The following is a 19,618-nucleotide window of genomic DNA, read 5'->3' as shown; positions in this document are numbered from 1 at the left end:
CGGCCGAGTGCCGATGATAGGAGTTTCAATGACTATTCAAGCCAAATTCGAGCGCATGGGCACCGATGCCGCGCCGGGTCAGGAAGTGCGCCAGCAGACTGGTGATATCGAGGCCCTGCTGCGCGGCGAAAAGATCGCCGGACGCCAGGTCGATTTTTCCCATGGCGACGTGGATGCCTTCACCCCGACACCGGGTTCCTTCGAGGTGTTTTCCGCCGGTGTCGAAGCGGGCGGCAAGCAGGCCTATACGGAGTACCGCGGCGACATCTCCATTCGTGAACAGCTCGCACCCGCGATCGCCGGCTTTACCGGCGCGCCGGTCGATGCCGCCGACGGCATGATCCTCACTCCCGGCACACAGGGCGCCCTGTTCCTCGCCGTCGCCTCCACCGTCGCGCATGGCGACAAGGTTGCTGTCGTGCAGCCGGATTATTTTGCCAACCGCAAGCTGGTGGAATTCTGCGAAGGGCAGATGATGCCCATCCAGATGGATTACCTGAATGTCGAAGGCCGCGCCGGCATTGATCTCGGCCAGCTGGAAGACGCGTTCAAATCGGGCGCCAAGGTTTTCTTGTTCTCCAATCCGAACAATCCGGCGGGCGTGGTTTATTCCCGCGAGGAGATCAAATCGATCGCGGCGCTGGCGGGCCGTTATGGCGCAACCGTCATCGTCGACCAGCTCTATTCCCGCCTGCTCTATTCCGGCGTCGATTACGCGCACCTGCGGGCGGAAGCCATCGATGCCGAAAACGTCATCACCATCATGGGTCCTTCCAAGACCGAGTCGCTGAGCGGCTACCGCCTCGGCGTCGCCTTCGGCTCGAAGGCCATCATCACGCGCATGGAAAAGCTGCAGGCGATCGTTTCCCTGCGCGCCGGTGGCTATAGTCAAGCCGTGTTCCGCACGTGGTTCAATGAGCCGGAGGGCTGGATGGCGCAGCGCGTTCGTGAGCATGAGGCGATCCGCGACGACCTGCTCAAGGCTTTCCGCGCCAGCGAAGGTTTTAAGGTACGCACCACGGAAGCTGGAAGCTACATCTTCCCGCAATTGCCGAAGCTCGCCGTCAACGGCCGGGATTTCGTGCGTATTCTGCGTCTGCAGGCGAGTGTCATCGCGACGCCGGGCACAGAGTTCAGCCCCTTCAGCGACAGCAGCGTTCGCTTGAACTTCTCGCAGGATCATGCCGCCGCAGTGGCCGCAGCAGAGCGTCTCGTCGCTCTCGTTGACCGATATCGCGCATGACACCGGACAAGGCCCGAAATGGCCTGCCGATCCCGCAGGGGCTTTATGTCCCTGCGGTTCGCCGCGGAGACATGATCTTTACGGCCGGAATGACACCCCGTGATCAAGGTGTTCTTCAGTTTACCGGCATCATTACCGCCTCTGCCGATCCGGCGCAGCATGCCGAGGCCGTCATTCTGTCCTGCGGCAACGCGCTGGCAGCGGCCGAAGCTCAGTTGCACCCCGGCGAAAAGATCTCCGCCATCCTCAGCCTCACGGTTTTTATCGCGGCCGAGCCGGGTTTTACCGCACATTCGAAGCTGGCGGACTACGCCTCGCAATTCCTGAAAGACTGTCTCGGCGACGCTGCCATCGGCACCCGCGCCGCCATCGGCGTCGCGACGCTGCCCGGCAATGCGCCGGTGGAAATCCAGCTGATCGCTGCGGTTTAAATACCAACAAAAAAGCCCTGCCAGCCGTCTCGATCGAGACGATTGGCAGGGCTTTTTGCCGTTCACACCATTATCAGCCCATGCGCTCCGAGGCGAAGGAGCCGGGCGAAGCCGGGAATACGATCGTACGATTGCCGTTAAGGAAAACGCGACGATGGATATGGGCATGGATCGCACGCGCCAGAACCTGGCTTTCCACATCTCGCCCAAGCGAAACATAATCGTCAGGGCTCTGCGCATGGGTGACACGGATCGTGTCCTGCTCGATGATCGGGCCTTCGTCGAGGTCGGCCGTGACATAATGCGAGGTCGCGCCGATCAGCTTCACGCCGCGCTCATAGGCCTGCTTGTAGGGGTTCGCTCCCTTGAAGCTCGGCAGGAATGAGTGATGAATGTTGATGATGCGACCCGACATCCTGCGGCACATCTCATCCGACAGGACCTGCATGTAACGGGCAAGCACGACCAGATCGGCATCCGTCTCGTCGATGATCGCCATCTGACGGGCTTCGGCCTCCGCCTTGTTGGCCTTCGTCACCTTGATATAGTGGAAGGGAATGTCGTGGTTCACGACGACCTTCTGATAATCCATATGATTGGAGATGACGGCGACGATGTCGATCGGCAAGGCGCCGATGCGCCAGCGATAAAGCAGATCGTTGAGGCAATGGCCGAAACGGGAGACCATGATGACGACCTTCATCTTCTCGGTCTCGTCATGGAAGGCATAGGTCATGCCAAAAGCCTTGGCCCGTTCCGCAAAATTTTCCCGCAGCGAAGCAAGGTCGGCACCGGTTTCGGAGCGAAAGCTGATGCGCATGAAGAACCTGCCGGTTTCGCTGTCGTCGAACTGCGAACTGTCGGTGATGTTGCAGCCGCTTTCGGCAAGATAGGTGGTGATTGCCGCAACGATGCCCCGCGTCGAGGGGCAGGTTACGGTCAGGAAAAACTGTGTCATCGGAACTCCTGGAGGATGGTCGGGCGCCGGCGGAACCGGGCTGCTCGCTGTCTTTGGATCTGGCTGTCAGGCCCAAGGGTTCGGGAAGGCCGCGCGCACGGCAGCAGGCCGTCAGCGTATTGGCCAGAAGGCAGGCAATGGTCATCGGCCCGACACCGCCGGGCACCGGAGTGATGGCGGAGGCCACTTCCGCCGCGCTTTCAAAATGCACGTCACCGACAAGTTTCTTTTTGCCGTCCCGCTCCACGCGGTTGATACCGACATCGATGACCGTCGCGCCGGGCTTGATCCATGCGCCGGTGACGATCTCCGGCCGGCCCACGGCGGCAATGACGATATCGGCCGAACGCACGATGGCTTCGAGATCGCGGCTGCGGCTATGAGCAATCGTCACGGTGCAATTGTCGCGCAGAAGAAGCTGCGCCATCGGCTTGCCGACGATATTGGAGCGGCCAATCACGACGGCGTTGAGGCCATCAAGTTTGCCATGATGATGCCGAAGCAGCATGAGGCAGCCGAGTGGCGTGCAGGGCACCATTGCCTTCTGTCCGGTTCCCAGCAGGCCGACATTCACAACATGAAAGCCGTCGACATCCTTTGCGGGGTCGATGGCGTTGAGGATCTTGTCGCTGTCGATATGCGCGGGCAATGGAAGCTGGACGAGAATTCCGTGCACTGCCGCATCGGCATTCAGCGAGCTGATCAGGTCCAGCAGTTCCGCCTCGGATGCCGTCGCCGCCAGCTTGTGCTCGAAACTGGCCATGCCGCATTCACGCGTCTGCTTGCCCTTGTTGCGCACATAGACTTCGGATGCCGGATCTTCACCGACCAGAACCACGGCGAGGCCGGGTGTGATACCGTAATCGGACTGCAGCCTTTCAACCTGTGCGGCAACATCGCGTCGCACCGTCTCGGCAAAGGCCTTTCCATCGATTCTTACCGCAACCATTTGTTTTCATTCCTTCATCGGAGCGCAGGACACCGCGCCCGGGTCTACCGACCCGGGTTGATGGTGACCCGCCATGACATGTGGAACCGAAAGCGGCCGTCAGGCGGCCGTGCGCAGCGCCGAAACCCGGAAGCCGGCATCAAGCTCCCGAGCCGTCTCCTCAAGCACGTCCAGCGCAAACTTGGCCGAAGCGATATCGAGGAAAATGTCGTAGGAGACCGCGCCAAAACGATCCAGACGGGCGATCACGACATCCAGATGAAGCGCACGCGTCTGCGCGACGTCGTTGACGGCGAGATTTTTCGGTCCGAGATCCGCCATGGAGGTGCGGCGCATCAAGGTCGGAGCCTCAGGGCCGGACACCACGAACCATGCCCAGCCCTCGTCGCGATAGGCATCGAAACCTTTGGCCGGACCCGGATCGTCGTGCCACGCCTGCCGCAAGTCGCGCAGCCTCTGTCCGCCATCGCCCAACGGAGCAGTCAGCAGAACTTCCTGCTGGCCGAGACGCAGCACCGTCGTGCCGCAGGACGAAAGCTCGGCCGTGTTGACCGCAGCCGGGACGGCAAGCCCCTGCGCCGCGACCCAATCGATCGTTCCGGGACCGCGCAAGCCAAAACGTTCGCCCGGCGTGCATTCCAGAACCATGTTTTCGGCTGCGCCGGGAAGGTTGCCCCGCAGAGCCAGCCGATGCCCCAGAAGATCGCTGCGCAGCGACAGCTCGGCAGTGTTGGTGTGTCCGCTGATGGTCATGTCACATCTCCTGCCGCTTGCTTTCCGGATCGTAGAACGGAACCTTCACTGCCCTGGCCTGAATATCCTTGCCACCGAAGCTTTTGATATTGATGGTCGAGCCCGGCGCGGTGTCACGCGGATCGACATAGGCGAGGCCCACCCATTTTCCGAGCGTCGGCGAATAGCAGGCCGAGGTGATGAAACCGGCAGGCCGGCCGTCACGGAAGACGAGATTGGATTCGCCGAGATGCTTGCCATCCTCGCCGGTGATTTCGAAACCGCAAAGCTTGCGCTTGGTTTCCAGCTTCGCGCGCGCCTCGACCCCGGTCTTGCCGACATAACGGGCCTTGGTCTTGGAAATCGCCCATTCCATCGACAGTTCTTCCGGCGTCGAAAGCGCGTCGGTATCCTGACCGATGATGATGTGACCCTTTTCCAGACGCAGGATACGCGAGGCTTCGAGACCATAGGGACGCAGTCCGTGCGGCGCGCCAACCTCCAGAAGTTTCCGCCATAGAGCAGCACCGTAGGACTGCGGCACATGCAGTTCGTAGCTGAGTTCGCCGGTGAAGCCGATACGCATGATGCGCACCGGGCAGCCGCCGATCGTGCCGACACGACCGTTCAGATAAGGGAAACCTTCCGGCGAAAGATCGATATCGCCATCCAGAGCCTCCAGAACGTGGCGCGCGGCAGGACCGGTGACGTTGATCGCCGCAAAAGCCGCGGTGATGTTCTGGATATCGACCTGCATGCCCCATTTGGCGTTCAGGAATATCATTTCACTGAACACACGCGCAACTGCACCGGTGGTGGCTGTCACGTAGAATTCGCTTTCAGAGATGCGGAAGGCGACACCGTCGTCGATGACCGAGCCCATGTCGTTCAGCATCAGGCAATACCGCACGCGGCCGACAGGCTGCTTGGCATGCGCCATCGTGTAGATGCGATCGAGGAAGGCCGCGGCATCCGGACCACGAATAGCGAGCTTGCCGAGCGTCGAGACATCCAGCATGCCGACCTTGTTGCGAACCAGTGCAACTTCGTCAGTGATCGCCTTGGCGACATCACCCTTGCCGGCATAATGGAATGGACGCCACCATGCCCCAACCGGCGTCATTTTCGCACCTGCGGCCACATGTTCATCATGCATGGCCGTGTGCCGGTAAAGCACATGATTGGGACCTGCGAGCAGGCCGAGCTTTTCGGGGCCGAAGGGCGGACGCGAGGTGGTGATGCCGACCTGCGCGACGCTGCGGGCTGTCGAGCCGGCGACGATACGAGCCGTTGCCAGCGCCGAATGCCGCCCCTGCGACGGGCCCATGCCGACCGTCGAATAGCGCTTAACCAGTTCGAGCTCGCTATAACCGTCAGCAACCGCGTTCTTAATGTCCTTGACCTGAAGGTCTTCATCGAAGTCGATGAAATCCCGGCCTTTCGGATGCGCGGACAGATCCTGCGCATAGTTCATGTCGGCGGCTTCTGCATCGGCGACGGCATCGGGAATGATCACGTCATGACCGAGCGCTCTCGCCGCCGTCGCACCGGCAATTTCGCCGCTACGCAGGACAGCGTTCAGCGAGAACACACCGGCGACGGAACCCGCCAGATGGAAATCCTCGCGCAGATTGCTGAGGGTGAACTGGCGGCTCGCATCGTCGTAACCGAGTTTTGCACCGGCATTGAGGGGCAACTGATAACCCGGCGTATATCCCGTCGCCATCACCATGTGATCGCAATCGATCGTCTTTTCGCCATGCTGCGGCGTGCTATAGGTGACGGCGCGAATGCGGCGATTGCCGCTCGTACCGAGAGCCGTCAGAACGGTCGCACTGCGGATAACCGAGACACCCTTTTGCGTGAGCAATTGAACGAGGTCCTCGCAGGCTGCACCGCCGGTCGGCGTCAGCACGGCTGCAACCTTGACGCCGGCCTCGACCAGATCGAGTGCGGTCAGGAAACCGTCGCGATTGCCGGCGAACACCACGGCCTGTTTGCCCGGACGCACGCCGTAATGGCGCAGAAGGCGCTGCGATGCCGATGACAACATGATGCCCGGCAGATCGTTGTTGCGGAACACAAGCGGCTGCTCGTGCGAACCGGATGCCACGACGACCTGCTTGGCGCGGACGCGGTAAAGCCGGTTTTCCTGCAGGACAGGAATGAAATTGTCGGCAAACCAGCCATTGCAGGTGGCACCGGCCATGATCTGGATATTCGCCAGACCGGCCGCCTTTCTGCGAAGCGACTGGAGAGCGGTTTCGGCTTCGCTCGTCTCGACGTCGAAGCGGGCATAGGTGAGTGCCCCGCCCGTCTCCGGATTGAGGTCGACGACCAGCACGCCGGCACCGGCTTCTGCAGCCTTGATGGCAGCCGACAGGCCAGCAGGCCCCGCACCGACCACCAGCACGTCGACATGCAGGTTCTCGCGGATGTAATGGCCGTGCTCGGCCTTGATATCGACCTTGCCGAGGCCCGCAGACTTGCGGATGATCGGCTCCCAGAATTTCAGCCAGCTGTTCTGGCCGGGGCCGAAAAACGTGCGGTAATAAAAGCCGACCGGCATGAAGCGGCCGAACTTGTCGAGGATGGCGTTACGGTCTTTTTCGGCCGTGCCGCTGACATTCTGCGCCGTCACGGCAAGGTTGTCGGAGATCGCCCGCAGATCAGCGCGCACATTCGGTTCGTCCGGCAACTGAACCAGCGTGTTGGCATCCTGACCGGCCATGGTGAGCACACCACGCGGGCGGTGATACTTGAACGAACGCGAGAGGATCCAGCGGTCGGCGCCCGCCATGGCGGATGCAATGCTGTCGCCGGAATATCCCTCGACGGTGCGGCCATCGAAACTGAAACTGATCTTGCGGGTGCGATCGATGCGCGAACCCCAGGGAGATGGAAGCCGTTCGGTCATGTCAGGCAGGCTTTCGATTGGGAAGATAGGTGGCGATGATCTGGTCGGTCACCGTGTGGCGTTCTGCGATCAGGATCGTGTTGGACGGCGTGTGTCGCCACCATTCCTTGAGAACACCGAGCGGATTTTCCGTATAGAAAAGCGACTCGATCAGCTGATCGGGATTATCGGCATCGGCGGCGCGAACAGGCCCCAGATACTGAAATTCGGTGATGTTGCGAGGCCCGTTCACCGGGCAGGTCAGGATTTTCATGAGGGCCTCGTCAATGGCTGGCGGCTGTCGCGCCCATTTCGTTGAGAAGGGCAAAATTGTCGAAACGGCGCATGTCGAAAGGCTTCAGGATATCCGGCACCCGACCGGTGGCGATGGTTTCCGCCATCCGCTTGCCGGCCACCGGTGTCGCCTTGAAGCCCCAGGTTCCCCAGCCACAATCGAGCCAGTAATTGGCGAGCGGCGACGCACCCATGATCGGGCTGTAATCCGGCGTCATGTCGGTAATGCCTGCCCACTGGCGCAGGAGCTTGACCTTGTGCAGGAATGGGAAGAGATGCAGCGCGCCTTCGGCCAGGTGCTCCTTTTGATCAAGCGTCGAGCGGGTCGAGGCCAGCTGATACGGATCCGAACCACCACCGATGACGATTTCGCCACGCGAGGACTGGACAAGATAGGTATGCAGGTTGGCGGAAGAGACCAGCGTGTTGAGGAAAGGCTTCAGCGGCTGTGTGACCATCGCCTGCAGCGGGAAACACCGGATCGGCAGCTTGATGCCGGCCATTTCGGCGACCTGGCCATTGAGACCACCGACCGCCTGCAGAACCTGACCGGCGGCAATCGTGCCCCGATTGGTCTTGATTTCGGTGACGCGATCTCCGGTCTTTCCAAAACCCAGAACTTCCGTGCGCTGGTGGATTTCGACACCACGCGCCGCCGCATGCTTGGCATAACCCCAGGCGACCGCATCGTGACGGGCCGTCGCGCCATCGGCATGCCAGAGACCGCCGAGAATTTCGTGCTGGCCGCCGATATCGAGATTGAGATCGGGGCACAGGTCGCGCACCGTCTGGACGTCCACGACCTCGATCTTGGTGCCCATGTATTTGCCCATCTCGGCTCGAAGATGGAAGCTGCGCAGCGTCGCCTCGGAATGGGCAAGCGTCAGCTGACCGCGCTGCGAGAACATGATGTTGAAGCCGAGATCCTGCGACATGGTCTCGTAAAGCTCGACACCTTCCTTATAGAAGGCAACCGATTCCGGCGTCATGTAGTTGGAGCGGATGGTGGTCGTGTTGCGGGCGGTGTTACCGCCGGCCAGATACCCTTTTTCCAGCACCGCGACATTGGTGATGCCGTGAACGTTGGAAAGATAATAGGCGGCCGCAAGACCATGTCCACCGCCGCCAATGATGACCACATCATAGGCTCGCTTCAGGTCCGGTGTCTTCGGGATGTCGCCGTACGGAACGTGCCGGGAGCGGAGACCATATTTCAACAGGGAGAAGGGCATTGTTTTCCTGCGCCTTGATGTGGCTTTGATGGCTCCCAGAATGCCCTCTGGCCAAACAGAAACAAGAAATCGTTCTTTACCCAGTGACCCCGTTTTTGTAATGCATGGAAAATTCAAACGGTATCAGCCATGCGCAATCTTCCCCATCTCGACTACCTGCAGGCCTTCGAGGCCGCCGCACGACATCTGAGCTTCACACGCGCGGCTGAAGAGCTGAATTGCACGCAGGCGGCCATCAGCCAGCGGGTTCGTGCACTAGAGCGCTTTTTTGCGCGCCCGCTTTTTCATCGACGCAGCAACGGGCTTGAACTGACCGAAGTGGGCGCGGCCTATCTGCCGGGCGTTGCCGAAGCACTGGACCGGGCAGAAATGGCGACGCAGGGTCTTCTCGGCGCACATATGCACACCAGCATAACCGTCTCGGCACCGCTGAGTTTCGTCGCCTTGTGGCTGGCGCGCAATCTGCATGGCTTTGCCGCCGCCAACCCGCAGCTGGAAGTGCGCCTGAACAGCACGATCTGGACGGATCCCAATGTCGAACTGGCGGATCTGAGCATATTGGCGCTGAGCGTCGCCAATCCGCCGCCCGGCTCCGTTCGCCTGGGAAGCGAGAGGCTCATGCTCCTTTGCGATCCGCAGACAGCGCAACGGGCCGCCAAAAAACCGACGGCGGAGTGGGTTAATGCCGCACGCCTCATTCACGTGCAGGGGCGCATGCAATTGCTGGATCTGTGGGTGCAGAAGGAAAAGCTGGCGCTTTCGCCGCAACAGGCGCCGATCAAGGTCGACAATGCGGCGACGGCGCTGGAAATCTGCGCCAGTGGCGGCGGCATTACGGCCGCAATGTCGTCCTATACCAGCGCCTATCTGGCATCCGGCCGGCTGGCCGCGCCTTTCGGCGCCGGCGACATCCTGCCGGTCGCGCTGCATGTGGTTCCCAACCAGCAGCGGCGCCTTACGCGAGCCACATCGACATTCATAGAATGGCTGTCAGGGCAGGTTCCATTCGCTGGTGAGATCTAGATCGTCACCGAGCACCGGCGAACCGGCGAAAAGGATGCGCTTGATACGCTGTTTCGTCAGATTGTGGTGGAGAGTGGCGTATTCATCGGCCTTGTCGGCATCGCGCGCGACGATGGCATCAAAGATCAGATCGTGCTGGCGCACCGTTTCATCCAGATGCGTACGGATATCGTTTTCGTCATCCGTGGTATTGCCGGCAAAACAGGCCCGTGCAATGCGGATCGAGCCGATCAGCGTCTGTTCGTAGAAGGCTGCGAAATGCCGGTTGTCGGCAGCATTGGCGATCGCCATGTGAAAGGCGAAATTGGTTTCGGAGCGGCCGACCCCCTCACCCGCAGCGACTTCCCGCTTGAAGAGGCTCATCTGGTCCGAGATCTTTTTGAGATCCTGGTCGGTGCGGTTCTGTGCGGCCAGACGATGGATGACCCTGCTTGCCACGAGAAGGGCATCGTAAAGTTTAGGCAGATCATTGAAATCGAGCGGTGCAACCTTGGCGGAGCGCCCTTCGCGAACGACCAGTCCATCGGCGATCAACTGGATGATTGCTTCGCGGACCGGCGTACGAGATACCGAAAGAGATTCGGCCAGTGCCGCTTCATCAAGACTGCGGCCGGGACGCAATTCTAGCCGCAATATGGCCTCTCGCAATTCCTTTGCTACTTTCCAAGCATCTCTTTCGCTCATATTCCCGCTTTCAATTAAACTGACAAAGCAATGCCTTATCGCAAAAGTGGTAGTACAAAGAATTTTACAAGGCAAGCAACCGGCCGAGTGGCGCATTACCCGGCCGCAGCGCTGCGATATCTCGTCCGGACAGGTTAGCGGATCAGCACCCCGGAGGCCATGAAGCCGCCGTCAATATTGAGGATGTGCCCGTTGATATAGGCAGCTTCCGGCGTCGCGAGGAACTGGATGGCGGCGGCGACTTCCTCCGGTTTGGCGTAACGCTTGGCCGGAATTTGTGCATCCCAGATGGCACGGTCCTTGGGGCCATGCACCTGCAGGATCATCGGCGTATCGACCGGCGTCGGCGCCACGGCGTTGGCGGTCACACCCTTGTCGCCAAGCTCGGCAGCCAGCAGGCGTGTCAGCATGTCCACCGCGCCCTTGCTGCAGGAATAGGCCCCGCGCCCCGTATTGGCGATCTGGCCGTTGACCGAACTAACCGTGATGATGCGCCCGACGCCTTTCGCCACCATCTGCCGCCCGGCAAACTGGCAGCAATTGAACGTGCCGGTGAGGTTGACCGACAGGATGCGCTCCCAATCCTGCGGGTCGAAATCGAGGATCAGTCCGGTCTTGACGATTGCGGCGCTGGTGACCAGTACATCCGTGCCGCCGAGTGCCGCAATGTCGTTGAACGCCGCCTCGACGGCATCACGGTCAGCGACGTCGACCGCGACGCTGCTGACATCACCGGCTTCGGACAGGCGTGTCATGGCCTTGTCCAGAACATCCAGCGAGCGATCCATGATGATCACCTTTGCCCCGGAGCGCGCGAAGGCATAGGCTGTCGATTCACCGATGCCGCCGGCGCCGCCGGTTACCACCACTATCTTGCCGCTGAAGTCATACATGCGATCATATCCCGATATCGTGAGCCTCATCCGTATACAAATTGGATACCGATCCGTTGTCAAGTATCGCTTTGCAGAGTATTGCTCGCGCTCGCACAGCCCAATGACCGGAATTCAGCGATGAGCACACAGGTCTATCACCACAGCGCGCTGTTTTCGGAACAGGGTATCCGCAGGATCGGCGTCATCCTGGTCGATGGTTATGCGCTTATATCGCTGGCTGCGACGGTCGAACCGCTGCGCGCGGCCAACATCCTGTCGAAGACCAGGCTTTATGATTTTACCTTCATCAGCGCCGAAGGCGATCGGGCGCAATCCTCAATCGGCATCACATTCGATACCATCGAGATGCGAAGCGCGCCTGTCGATTTCGATCTTGTCTTCCTCGTGGCGGGCGGAAACCCCATCCTCTACGAAAATGTGGAACTGGGGCGTTACCTGAAACGACTGACGCGGCAGAACGTGCCGCTGGGCGGCATTTCGGGCGCACCTGCCATCCTTGCACGCTACGGGTTGATGCGGCATCGCCGGTTCACCATCCATTGGGAACATTTTGATTCGCTCAAGGAGATGTCTCAGGACTTCAACCTGGAAAAATCACTCTACGTGATCGACCGCGATCGATACACATCTGCTGGCGGCACCGGCACGCTCGATTTGCTGATCAACATCATCTCGAAAAACCATGGCCGCGTCTTGGCCCAGCAGGTCAGCGACTGGTTCATGCATACCGAAACGCGGCTTTCCGAAGCGCCGCAAAAGGCCGGCCTCGAGCAGAAATACAACATTCATCACCCGGCGGCGCTGGCAGCCGTCGAACTCATGCACAACAACCTGGCGGACCGGCTGACGCTTGAGGAGATCGCCGGTCGGGCGCATATCAGCGCCCGACAGCTGAACCGGGTTTTCGTGGAAACGCTCGACATGAGCGTGATGGAGTTCTACCGCCATATCAGCCTCGACCGCGCAGCCCAGTTGCTGCGGCAGACGGTCTTGCCGATTTCCGAAGTGGCGCTGGCAACGGGTTTTTCCAATGCCAGCCATTTCACCAAGATCTTTCAGGCCCGTTTCGCGACGACACCGAAAGCCATGCGTGTCGCCGCCAGAGCCGTTGCCTTCGACAAGGAACGCCCTTGAGGCGGTTCATTGCGCGAAGGCAACAACGTCAGAGAACCTGACTGAGAAACGCTTTGGTGCGCGGGTCCTTGGGATTGCTGAAAATCTCGCTCGGATGCCCTTCCTCGACGATAAGGCCACGGTCGGTGAAATAGACCTTGTCGGCCACCTCCTTTGCAAATCCCATCTCATGCGTGACGAGAATGCAGGTCATGCCGTCCGCCGCCAGTTCCTTGATCGTGACCAGAACCTCCTTGACCGTTTCGGGATCAAGCGCGGCCGTCACTTCGTCGAACAGCATGATATCCGGGCGCATGGCAAGCGAACGGGCAATGGCGACGCGCTGCTGCTGGCCACCTGAAAGCTCGCCGGGATAGCTGTTTTCCTTGCCTTCCAGACGCACCTTCTTCAGGAGCGCACGGGCGCGAGCTTCGACGTCCGCACGCGGCTCCTTCAACACTTTCAACGGCGCCATCATGATATTCTGCAGCGCCGTCTTGTGCGGGAAGAGATTGTATTGCTGGAAAACCATGCCGACCTTGCGGCGCAAAAGCCGCTTGTCAAGCTTTGGATCATGTACCTCCTGCCCCTCGACGGTGATCGAGCCTTGCTGGATATCGTTGAGACCGTTGATGCAGCGGATCAGCGTCGATTTTCCGGAACCGGAAGGGCCGATGATGCACACCACCTCGCCCTTCATGATGTCCATGCTGATGCCTTTCAGCACGTCGAAATCACCATAGGATTTCATCACGTTTTTCATCGCCACGATGGGCAGACTGGGAGACCACATATCTTTACCTAGAGCTTGACGGCGAACTTGCGCTCAAGGCGCACCGTGAGTTTTGCAATCGGGTAGCAGTAGAGGAAGAACAGGACGAGGATGAAACCGTAGAACGGCATCAGCAGTTCCGGCTTGTTACCTTCCGCCTCCATCGCCTGGCGGGTGAGCGTCACCATCTCTTCCGTGCCGAGGATCGAGCACAGCGGCGTCGCCATCGTCAGGATCGCATACCAGTTCATCCATGGCGGGATCATCCGCTTGATGCATTGGGGAATGATGATCTGCCAGAGCGTCTGCATGCGGCTGAAGCTCAGGCTTTCGGCGGCTTCCCATTGGGCAGATGGCACCGATTGTATCGCGCCGCGCACGATGATGGCGATGTTTGCGGCAACCGGAAGCGAAAGGCCGATGACCGCCTTGATCCAGCCGGGCAACGGCACCCGCGTTCCCAAAATGGTAAACTCGAACGGAAACGCCAGAAGTACCACGAAGAGCAGCACGAGCCAGGGGGCGTTACGGAAGAACGCCGTTCCGGTATTGCCGAGAAAACGCAGCGGAAACCATTTCGAGATCAGCGTCAGGCCGAGCAGCACGCCGAGACCGGTACCGAGCGCCATCGAGAGAACCGAGATCACGACATTGAAGAGAAAGCCGTGCATAAGCAGAAACGGCGCCCATTTGTAGAGAACTGCGACAGCGCTCTCGGTGGTGACCGTTCCCTGCGCAAACGCATGCAGCGGCCAGACCAGCAGAAGCGGCATGACCTGCCACCAACGAAGTTTTGCGAGCCATGTCGTGAGCGACAGGCTATCCATCTGCGGGGCGGGACGAAGCGGCAACAGGACCGCCATATCGCTACGACGGGGATGTGCCCCCTGCCCGCGCTTGTCGATATCAGACGCCATAACCGGGCACCCTCATTCTGCGTTCCATGAACCTGAGACCGAGCGACAACAGCCCGACAAGCCCGACATAGACCACCAGCAACATGAGCATGGTCGGGTTCTGTGCAGCCGGGTGGTCGTTCCACAGGGAGGCGGACTGATAAAGCAATTCAGGCACCGCGATCGCAAAGGCCTGCGATGTCGTCTTGACCAGATTGATCAGGTTGCTGCTGAGCGCCGGCAGGCAGACCCTGAGCGCCAGCGGGAACTGTATTTCCGAAAAAATCAGCCAACGGCTCATGCCGAGCGCATCTGCCGCCTCGATCGTCGAATTCGGAACCGCCTCGAGGCCGGAGCGAAAGATCTCGACGTTGAAGGCCGCGCCGAAAAGCGACAGCGCGATGGCTGCCCAGCCGACATTCGAGATGAGCGGAACTTGCGTCCAGCCATCAGGGCTGTAGCTCGGGGTAAACTGTCCCAAGGCGAAATAGAAGAACAGCAATTGAACGAGCGGCGGCGTGTTGCGGAAGATCTGCAGGTAACCGCTGACGAACAGCCGTGCGACCCTGTATCGGGAGGTCTGCAGCATGGACCCCGCGAAGCCGATGACAAGCGAGGCGATGACACAAATGACGCTGAGCTGGATGGTCACCCACAGACCGGAAAGAATCCGGTCTGCGGCGCTGCCATCGTACAACCAAATGAAGTCCCAGCGCGGTGATCTCTGCGCAAGATCACGAAAATAGTCTGACAGGACGTTCATCCGACGCCCTTACTTGACCGGATCAGCCAACTTGTCATGCATGGCTTGCAGATAGCCAGTCGACTTGATTTCCCACTTCTTCTCAAGCTCCAGCAGCTTGCCGCTGCGGTGCCAGTTGTATTCCATGCCCGAAATCATCGCGCCGAAGGCGCAGGCTTCTTCGGACTTTGCAACAGCGAGGCCCCAGGGCGCCTGATCTTCCGATTGCAGCGGCATTTCGAATTCTCCCCAGGAACCCGAAGCGAGGTCGGATGCAATGGAGGCGTCATCGAAGAGGAAAGCCACGCATTTGCGATCACGGAGCGCCTGCTTTGCTTCGGCGGCATTGGTGAAGGCCGAAATCTTGGCGCCATATTTATCGGAGACGGACTGGTTGTAGAACGCGCCCTGAATGCCGCAAACCGGCTTGCCGTTCAGGTCCTTCCAGTCCTTGAATGCAAGCGCCTTGGGGGAAAGGATGTTGGTGCCGGACGCGTAATAATTCGGCCCAGGAATGCCGACGATGTTGCGGCGTTCCTTGGTATCCGTCATCGTGGCGATCATCAGGTCCGTCTGTCCCTGTTCCACGAACTGCATGCGGTTGGATGCGACCACCGGCACGAGCCGCAGCTTCACGCCCATTGTTGCGGCAACTTCCTTCGCGAGGTCGATTTCCAGCCCGACGATCTCGCCATTCGGATCACGGAAGCCAAAGGGCTTATAATCGGCCTTCACGCCGACCGCGATCTCACCGCGCTCCGTAATGCGCTTGAGAGTGGCATTGGTGCACTCGGCGGCGTTCACGGACGTCGTGGCCGTCAACAGTCCCATCGTCAGAGCAAGCAGTCTTTTCATGTCCGTTCCCTTTTGTTTAGCTGATGTTGAATTTGACAAAAGGCACGATTAAATCTTGTCTTATTTGGACGTATTTTGATCTATTCCGGTCATGCGCGTAACAGTGCGATGACGGTGTTCAAACCGATGTATGTCTGCCTTCACTTACGCATCAGACGTCACCTTGAAATGAAAACTACTGATACCCGGTCCTTTTTCCGGAAAGCAAGGCAGCGATATCAGTCCTGCGGTTCCGTGCTGCCTGCCGCCTTGGCGAGGATCGAAACGATGTCGCTCTCGTTCAGCAATCCCTGCTCGGCCGCCACCTCCACGAATGACCGGCCCTGCGCCAGGGATGTGCGCACGATGTTTGACACCGCCGCGTAGCCGAGACTGGGCACGAGTGCCGTCGCAAGGGCACTCGAAGTCATCAGGTGATCGAGTGAGGTGGCCTCGTTGGCGACAAGACCGTTGATGCAGCGCCCGGCGAACATATCCGCCGACCGTGCGAGAAGCGTGATGCTGTCCAGCAGCCTGTCGCAGACCAGAAGTTCGTAGTGGTTGATTTCCAGCAGACCTTGCTGGCATGCCATTGCGATCGCGGCATCATTGCCAGTTATGGCGAAAGCAACCTGGCAGACCGCCATGGGAATAACCGGATTGACCTTGCCGGGCATGATCGACGATCCCTGCTGCACGGCCGGCAGCGTTATCTCCTGAAGCCCGCCAGCTGGCCCGGAGGAAAGGATGATGAGGTCGTTGGCGATTTTCCATGACGAGTTCGCGGTATTGCGCAGTTCGGCCGACAGACGTGCGCAAGTGTCCATGTTCTGCATGCCGTCGAAAGGATTGGCGATCGATGTGAACGCCTCGCCGGTCAGTGCGCCAATGTGCCGAACGACCGCGTCACGATAACCGGGCAATGATCCGAACCCGGTGCCGATGGCGGTGCCGCCGATTGGCAGATGCAGAAACTGCTGCCTGAGAATGGCCAGTTGCTCTTTGTGCCGCCGCGTGACCGCAGCATATCCGCCAAAAGCCTGCCCCAGGGTCATCGGCTGTGCATCCTGCAGGCATGTCCGCCCGAGACGCAGCAGGGCCGCGTATTCCCGCTCCTTTGCCGAGAAAGTGTCGGCAAGCTCGCCAAGACCGGCATCGGCATCGGCCAGCGCCCGATATATCGCCAGCTTCATGGCAGTCGGAATGACATCGTTGGTGGACTGCCCGAGATTGACGTGATCATTGGGATGAACAAACGCATAGTCCCCCAGCGCCTCACCCCGTTTCGAGGCGACGATGTTGGCGATGACCTCGTTGACGTTCATGTTGGTCGATGTGCCGCCCGAGCCTTCCAAGGCGTCGACAACGAAATGCGTGTCATGCAGCCCTTCTCCGAGGTCACGGCATGCCGCAACAATTGCATCCGCCCTGTCCACCGAGAGGGCACCAAGCTCCAGATTGGCCTGTGCGGCGGCCTGTTTGACGACCGCCAAGGCCCAGACAAAATGCGGGATGGACGCGATCGTGCGGCCTGAAAGCGGAAAATTCTGCGCCGCGCGCAGTGTGTTCACTCCATAGAGTGCGTCCGATGGAAGCTCCCCGCGCCCCAATCCGTCCGTTTCTACACGAATGCCTGCCATGCGTTTGTCTCTTTCCATCTCTTCATCGTGCCCGGCCGGCTTCTATCATGCTTTTGGATCAGGTCGCTCTGGCACCGTACCAAATTAAAGACTATTGGTTTTATCATTAGAAACCCTAATGCTGCCGACATATCGAGATCAACGCGAGACCGCACATGAAATCGGCGAGCGACATATCCCTGAACATCAGCCTCTGGGATTTGCACGTATTTTCAACGTTTGCGGAAACCCGCAATCTGACCACCTGCTCACGGCAATTGGGCGTTACCCAATCCGCCGTTTCGCAATCGATTGGACGGCTTGAGCGTCTGTTCGGCGTAACGCTGACGGATCGCTCTCATCGTCCACTCCTCATCACCCGGGCAGGTGACATCCTCAAGGCAAGAAGCAGTAGCGTGTTGGGAGAGGCGCGGCGGGCACTCCATGATGTCCGCGCGGTGCAGACGGAGGGGCTTCCCATGCTCCGGCTCGGCATGATCGATACCTTCGCCACCACGGCCGGGCCGGATGTGATGAAATCGCTGAGCCGTCGTGTCGAAAACCTGCAAATGTGGTCCGGTATCACCCCTATGCTTTCGGCCGAACTGCTGAACCGCACCGTCGACGTCATCGTTTCCAATGATCCGATGGCCGCAAATTCGGAACTCGAGCGCGTTTGCCTGTTGCAAGAGCCATTGGTTGCGGTGGTGCCGAATTCCGAAATGGATCGTTGCACGACGATGACATTGGCCGAAATCTGTTCGGCCCTGCCACTCGTTCGCTTCAGCGCCAGATCCAATCTCGGCCAGACCGTTGAATATTTCCTGAGCCAGCGTCGACTTGCTCCGGCACGAACCATGGAATTCGATGCAAGCGAAGCGGTGTTGCGCATGGTGTCCAACGGCCTCGGCTGGGCGATCGCAACGCCCATGTGCCTCCTGCACGCGCATTCATCGTCAATGGATCTGGCCGCACTGCCGCTTCCGCCTCCGGTCAGCAACCGACGAATCTATCTCGTCTATCGGCGCAACGAACTCAACTCGATTATGCCGGATGTCATCGATGTCTTTCGCAACGCCATCGAGACCACCATCATTCCGCGCGCTGCAGAGGTGACACCATGGGTGGACCTGACCAAGGGCCTGTCGTGCAATCATTCCACCGCACGGTAGTGCAAGCGACCTTCGTTTCGCTATCTGCAAAGGACGACTTGAGGCGTTACCAATGCATGGTGCCACAGCTCCACGCAGGCAACGCCAGATGCATTCACAGTACCTGCGGTATGGAGAATCAATTTACTGCGTTTTTGCGAGAACGCAGACTTGAAGGCGTATGACCGAACTCTCGCTTGAATGCCCGCGCGAAATGCGCGGCATCGCGATACCCGACATCAAGTGCAATTTCGATCAGCGGTGCCGCCGATTGCGATACCAACAGTTTGGCGCGCTCCATGCGAATGCGGCCGAATGCCCTTGCGGGAGACGTGCCAACCGTCTTTTGAAACAGTCTTTCAAGCTGCCGCTGGGATAAGCGGACACCACTGCTCAGATCCGCGATATCCCGATCCCCATCGATATGCTGTTCCATCCGGTTCATCACCGCCCGGATACGGTCATCCTCAAATCTTTCCATCAAGGCTCTCCTCGGCTGGATATCCGCCGGTGAGCGAGCCTTGACGATTTGTAGAACCTCGAGCGCCTTTCTTTCCGCATGCAAACTGATATGCCGACGCACCAAAGCCGCCGCGATGTCCGCCGAACTGCTGCCTCCCGCGCATGATCCGCGGCGACGATCGAGGTTGAAGATACGATCCGACCGCACTTGAAGATCGGGAAAACGCTCTTGGAACGCCCGCGCATGCAGCCAGCTGACGCAGGTTACATGTCCCTTCATCAAGCCGGCTTCGGCCAGAATAAACGTGCCGGTGCAAAGCCCGATCAGTGGAATCTTCTGCTCCGCAGCACGCTTGAGGCATTTTACGGTCTCGAAGTCGGTGGACTCTTTCACCGACAACGACGATGTAATCTAAGCGGCTGGGATCGACGAAATCCGATGTCGGGGCAACCTGAATGCCGCAACTTGAGGTGATCATGTGGCGTGTGCTGCCCAGCACCGGCCAGTCGGCATGCACCCGGCTAGAACGATCATCTTCGTCACTGGCAAGGCGCAGGGTATCGGCGAACATGGCAAAGGCAGACAAGGTGAAAGACCGCGCCAGAACCAAGCCAACCTTGAGGCGCTTCGCCGGCGCCGAAGCGGATTGCCAGTTTTTTTGATCCGGACGCACTGGTTCTCTCCCCTTTG

17 protein-coding genes and 2 pseudogenes are annotated in these 19,618 nt (G+C 59.6%); 5 read left to right on the top strand and 14 right to left on the bottom strand.

The genetic code is table 11. The features are described 5' to 3' along the window. Nucleotides 1-28: 28 nt before the first annotated feature. Both ACRQ1B_RS24710 and ACRQ1B_RS24705 read left to right on the top strand, forming a co-directional pair. Nucleotides 29-1,243, top strand: a complete 1,215-nt coding sequence (locus ACRQ1B_RS24710; RefSeq protein WP_432296778.1) for a pyridoxal phosphate-dependent aminotransferase — start codon at nt 29-31, stop codon at nt 1,241-1,243. Beyond that, the gene (locus tag ACRQ1B_RS24705) at nt 1,240-1,674 is read left to right on the top strand and encodes a RidA family protein (protein ID WP_432296777.1); all 435 of its coding nucleotides are present in this window, start codon (nt 1,240-1,242) and stop codon (nt 1,672-1,674) included. The genes ACRQ1B_RS24710 and ACRQ1B_RS24705 overlap by 4 nt, the downstream gene beginning before the upstream one ends. A gap of 73 nt (nt 1,675-1,747) precedes the next feature. On the opposite strand, the gene purU is transcribed toward ACRQ1B_RS24705, so the two are convergent. From purU to ACRQ1B_RS24675, 6 genes and pseudogenes are all read right to left on the bottom strand, one after another. Further along, the gene (gene purU / locus ACRQ1B_RS24700; RefSeq protein WP_432296776.1) at nt 1,748-2,632 is read right to left on the bottom strand and encodes a formyltetrahydrofolate deformylase; all 885 of its coding nucleotides are present in this window, start codon (nt 2,630-2,632) and stop codon (nt 1,748-1,750) included. A gap of 76 nt (nt 2,633-2,708) precedes the next feature. Then, a pseudogene (gene folD, locus ACRQ1B_RS24695) lies at nt 2,709-3,581 on the bottom strand (bifunctional methylenetetrahydrofolate dehydrogenase/methenyltetrahydrofolate cyclohydrolase FolD); the annotation flags it as partial. Between the two features lie 99 nt (nt 3,582-3,680). After that, complete coding sequence (locus tag ACRQ1B_RS24690) at nt 3,681-4,334, bottom strand: hypothetical protein (protein ID WP_432296775.1); 654 nt, start codon at nt 4,332-4,334, stop codon at nt 3,681-3,683. Between the two features lies 1 nt (nt 4,335). Continuing rightward, the gene (locus ACRQ1B_RS24685; protein WP_432296774.1) at nt 4,336-7,230 is read right to left on the bottom strand and encodes a glycine cleavage T C-terminal barrel domain-containing protein; all 2,895 of its coding nucleotides are present in this window, start codon (nt 7,228-7,230) and stop codon (nt 4,336-4,338) included. A 1-nt stretch (nt 7,231) separates the two neighbouring features. Beyond that, a complete protein-coding gene (locus ACRQ1B_RS24680; RefSeq protein WP_432296773.1) occupies nt 7,232-7,483 on the bottom strand; it encodes a sarcosine oxidase subunit delta in 252 nt (83 codons plus the stop codon). Nucleotides 7,484-7,493: 10 nt separating this feature from the next. Then, nucleotides 7,494-8,735, bottom strand: a complete 1,242-nt coding sequence (locus ACRQ1B_RS24675) for an FAD-dependent oxidoreductase (protein ID WP_432296772.1) — start codon at nt 8,733-8,735, stop codon at nt 7,494-7,496. Nucleotides 8,736-8,864: 129 nt separating this feature from the next. Between ACRQ1B_RS24675 and ACRQ1B_RS24670 the strand changes: the two genes are divergently transcribed. Next, entirely contained in the window at nt 8,865-9,758 is an 894-nt protein-coding gene (locus ACRQ1B_RS24670; protein ID WP_432296771.1) for a LysR family transcriptional regulator, read from the top strand. Here the strand turns inward: ACRQ1B_RS24670 and ACRQ1B_RS24665 are convergent. Together ACRQ1B_RS24665 and ACRQ1B_RS24660 are read right to left on the bottom strand one after the other, a co-directional pair. After that, nucleotides 9,726-10,442, bottom strand: a complete 717-nt coding sequence (locus tag ACRQ1B_RS24665) for a GntR family transcriptional regulator (protein WP_432296770.1) — start codon at nt 10,440-10,442, stop codon at nt 9,726-9,728. The genes ACRQ1B_RS24670 and ACRQ1B_RS24665 overlap by 33 nt on opposite strands. A gap of 134 nt (nt 10,443-10,576) precedes the next feature. Next, complete coding sequence (locus tag ACRQ1B_RS24660; RefSeq protein ID WP_432296769.1) at nt 10,577-11,335, bottom strand: SDR family NAD(P)-dependent oxidoreductase; 759 nt, start codon at nt 11,333-11,335, stop codon at nt 10,577-10,579. 120 nt (nt 11,336-11,455) lie between these two features. Here ACRQ1B_RS24660 and ACRQ1B_RS24655 point away from each other — a divergent pair, with 120 nt between their 5' ends. Continuing rightward, nucleotides 11,456-12,472, top strand: coding sequence for a GlxA family transcriptional regulator (locus tag ACRQ1B_RS24655; RefSeq protein WP_432296768.1), 1,017 nt, complete (start codon nt 11,456-11,458; stop codon nt 12,470-12,472). Nucleotides 12,473-12,500: 28 nt separating this feature from the next. Here the strand turns inward: ACRQ1B_RS24655 and ACRQ1B_RS24650 are convergent, their stop codons facing one another. The 5 genes from ACRQ1B_RS24650 to ACRQ1B_RS24630 form a co-directional block, all read right to left on the bottom strand. Further along, entirely contained in the window at nt 12,501-13,244 is a 744-nt protein-coding gene (locus ACRQ1B_RS24650; RefSeq protein WP_432296767.1) for an amino acid ABC transporter ATP-binding protein, read from the bottom strand. An 8-nt stretch (nt 13,245-13,252) separates the two neighbouring features. Then, a complete protein-coding gene (locus tag ACRQ1B_RS24645; protein ID WP_432296766.1) occupies nt 13,253-14,140 on the bottom strand; it encodes an ABC transporter permease subunit in 888 nt (295 codons plus the stop codon). Beyond that, a complete protein-coding gene (locus ACRQ1B_RS24640) occupies nt 14,130-14,882 on the bottom strand; it encodes an amino acid ABC transporter permease (RefSeq protein WP_432296765.1) in 753 nt (250 codons plus the stop codon). Before ACRQ1B_RS24640 ends, ACRQ1B_RS24645 begins: the two co-directional genes overlap by 11 nt. 9 nt (nt 14,883-14,891) lie before the next feature. Beyond that, nucleotides 14,892-15,716 (bottom strand): transporter substrate-binding domain-containing protein, encoded by an 825-nt coding sequence (locus ACRQ1B_RS24635; protein ID WP_432296764.1) that lies wholly within the window; start codon nt 15,714-15,716, stop codon nt 14,892-14,894. Nucleotides 15,717-15,934: 218 nt separating this feature from the next. Continuing rightward, a complete protein-coding gene (locus ACRQ1B_RS24630) occupies nt 15,935-17,335 on the bottom strand; it encodes an aspartate ammonia-lyase (protein ID WP_432296763.1) in 1,401 nt (466 codons plus the stop codon). A gap of 155 nt (nt 17,336-17,490) precedes the next feature. On the opposite strand from ACRQ1B_RS24630, the gene ACRQ1B_RS24625 reads away from it, so the two are divergent. Continuing rightward, nucleotides 17,491-18,486: a LysR family transcriptional regulator gene (locus tag ACRQ1B_RS24625; protein ID WP_432296762.1), complete on the top strand. Its 996-nt coding sequence runs from the start codon at nt 17,491-17,493 to the stop codon at nt 18,484-18,486. Nucleotides 18,487-18,604: 118 nt separating this feature from the next. On the opposite strand, the pseudogene ACRQ1B_RS24620 reads toward ACRQ1B_RS24625, so the two are convergent. Further along, nucleotides 18,605-19,601 (bottom strand): annotated as a pseudogene (locus ACRQ1B_RS24620) (GlxA family transcriptional regulator). Nucleotides 19,602-19,618: the final 17 nt, after the last annotated feature.

This window comes from Endobacterium panacihumi (genome assembly GCF_050847465.1).
GTDB classification, from domain to species: domain Bacteria; phylum Pseudomonadota; class Alphaproteobacteria; order Rhizobiales; family Rhizobiaceae; genus Neorhizobium; species Neorhizobium panacihumi.
The sequence above is the reverse complement of the archived record's forward strand: the minus strand, read 5'-3'. Positions and strand labels throughout refer to the sequence as shown.

Coding starts and splice junctions, on each gene's coding strand:
- ACRQ1B_RS24640 (WP_432296765.1), bottom strand. CDS start 14,882: ATGAACGTCCTGTCAGACTATTTTCGTGATCTTGCGCAGAGATCACCG.
- ACRQ1B_RS24655 (WP_432296768.1), top strand. CDS start 11,456: ATGAGCACACAGGTCTATCACCACAGCGCGCTGTTTTCGGAACAGGGT.
- ACRQ1B_RS24685 (WP_432296774.1), bottom strand. CDS start 7,230: ATGACCGAACGGCTTCCATCTCCCTGGGGTTCGCGCATCGATCGCACC.
- ACRQ1B_RS24630 (WP_432296763.1), bottom strand. CDS start 17,335: ATGGCAGGCATTCGTGTAGAAACGGACGGATTGGGGCGCGGGGAGCTT.
- ACRQ1B_RS24625 (WP_432296762.1), top strand. CDS start 17,491: ATGAAATCGGCGAGCGACATATCCCTGAACATCAGCCTCTGGGATTTG.
- ACRQ1B_RS24710 (WP_432296778.1), top strand. CDS start 29: ATGACTATTCAAGCCAAATTCGAGCGCATGGGCACCGATGCCGCGCCG.
- ACRQ1B_RS24670 (WP_432296771.1), top strand. CDS start 8,865: ATGCGCAATCTTCCCCATCTCGACTACCTGCAGGCCTTCGAGGCCGCC.
- ACRQ1B_RS24645 (WP_432296766.1), bottom strand. CDS start 14,140: ATGGCGTCTGATATCGACAAGCGCGGGCAGGGGGCACATCCCCGTCGT.
- ACRQ1B_RS24690 (WP_432296775.1), bottom strand. CDS start 4,334: ATGACCATCAGCGGACACACCAACACTGCCGAGCTGTCGCTGCGCAGC.
- ACRQ1B_RS24650 (WP_432296767.1), bottom strand. CDS start 13,244: ATGTGGTCTCCCAGTCTGCCCATCGTGGCGATGAAAAACGTGATGAAA.
- ACRQ1B_RS24665 (WP_432296770.1), bottom strand. CDS start 10,442: ATGAGCGAAAGAGATGCTTGGAAAGTAGCAAAGGAATTGCGAGAGGCC.
- ACRQ1B_RS24680 (WP_432296773.1), bottom strand. CDS start 7,483: ATGAAAATCCTGACCTGCCCGGTGAACGGGCCTCGCAACATCACCGAA.
- ACRQ1B_RS24660 (WP_432296769.1), bottom strand. CDS start 11,335: ATGTATGACTTCAGCGGCAAGATAGTGGTGGTAACCGGCGGCGCCGGC.
- ACRQ1B_RS24635 (WP_432296764.1), bottom strand. CDS start 15,716: ATGAAAAGACTGCTTGCTCTGACGATGGGACTGTTGACGGCCACGACG.
- purU (WP_432296776.1), bottom strand. CDS start 2,632: ATGACACAGTTTTTCCTGACCGTAACCTGCCCCTCGACGCGGGGCATC.
- ACRQ1B_RS24705 (WP_432296777.1), top strand. CDS start 1,240: ATGACACCGGACAAGGCCCGAAATGGCCTGCCGATCCCGCAGGGGCTT.
- ACRQ1B_RS24675 (WP_432296772.1), bottom strand. CDS start 8,735: ATGCCCTTCTCCCTGTTGAAATATGGTCTCCGCTCCCGGCACGTTCCG.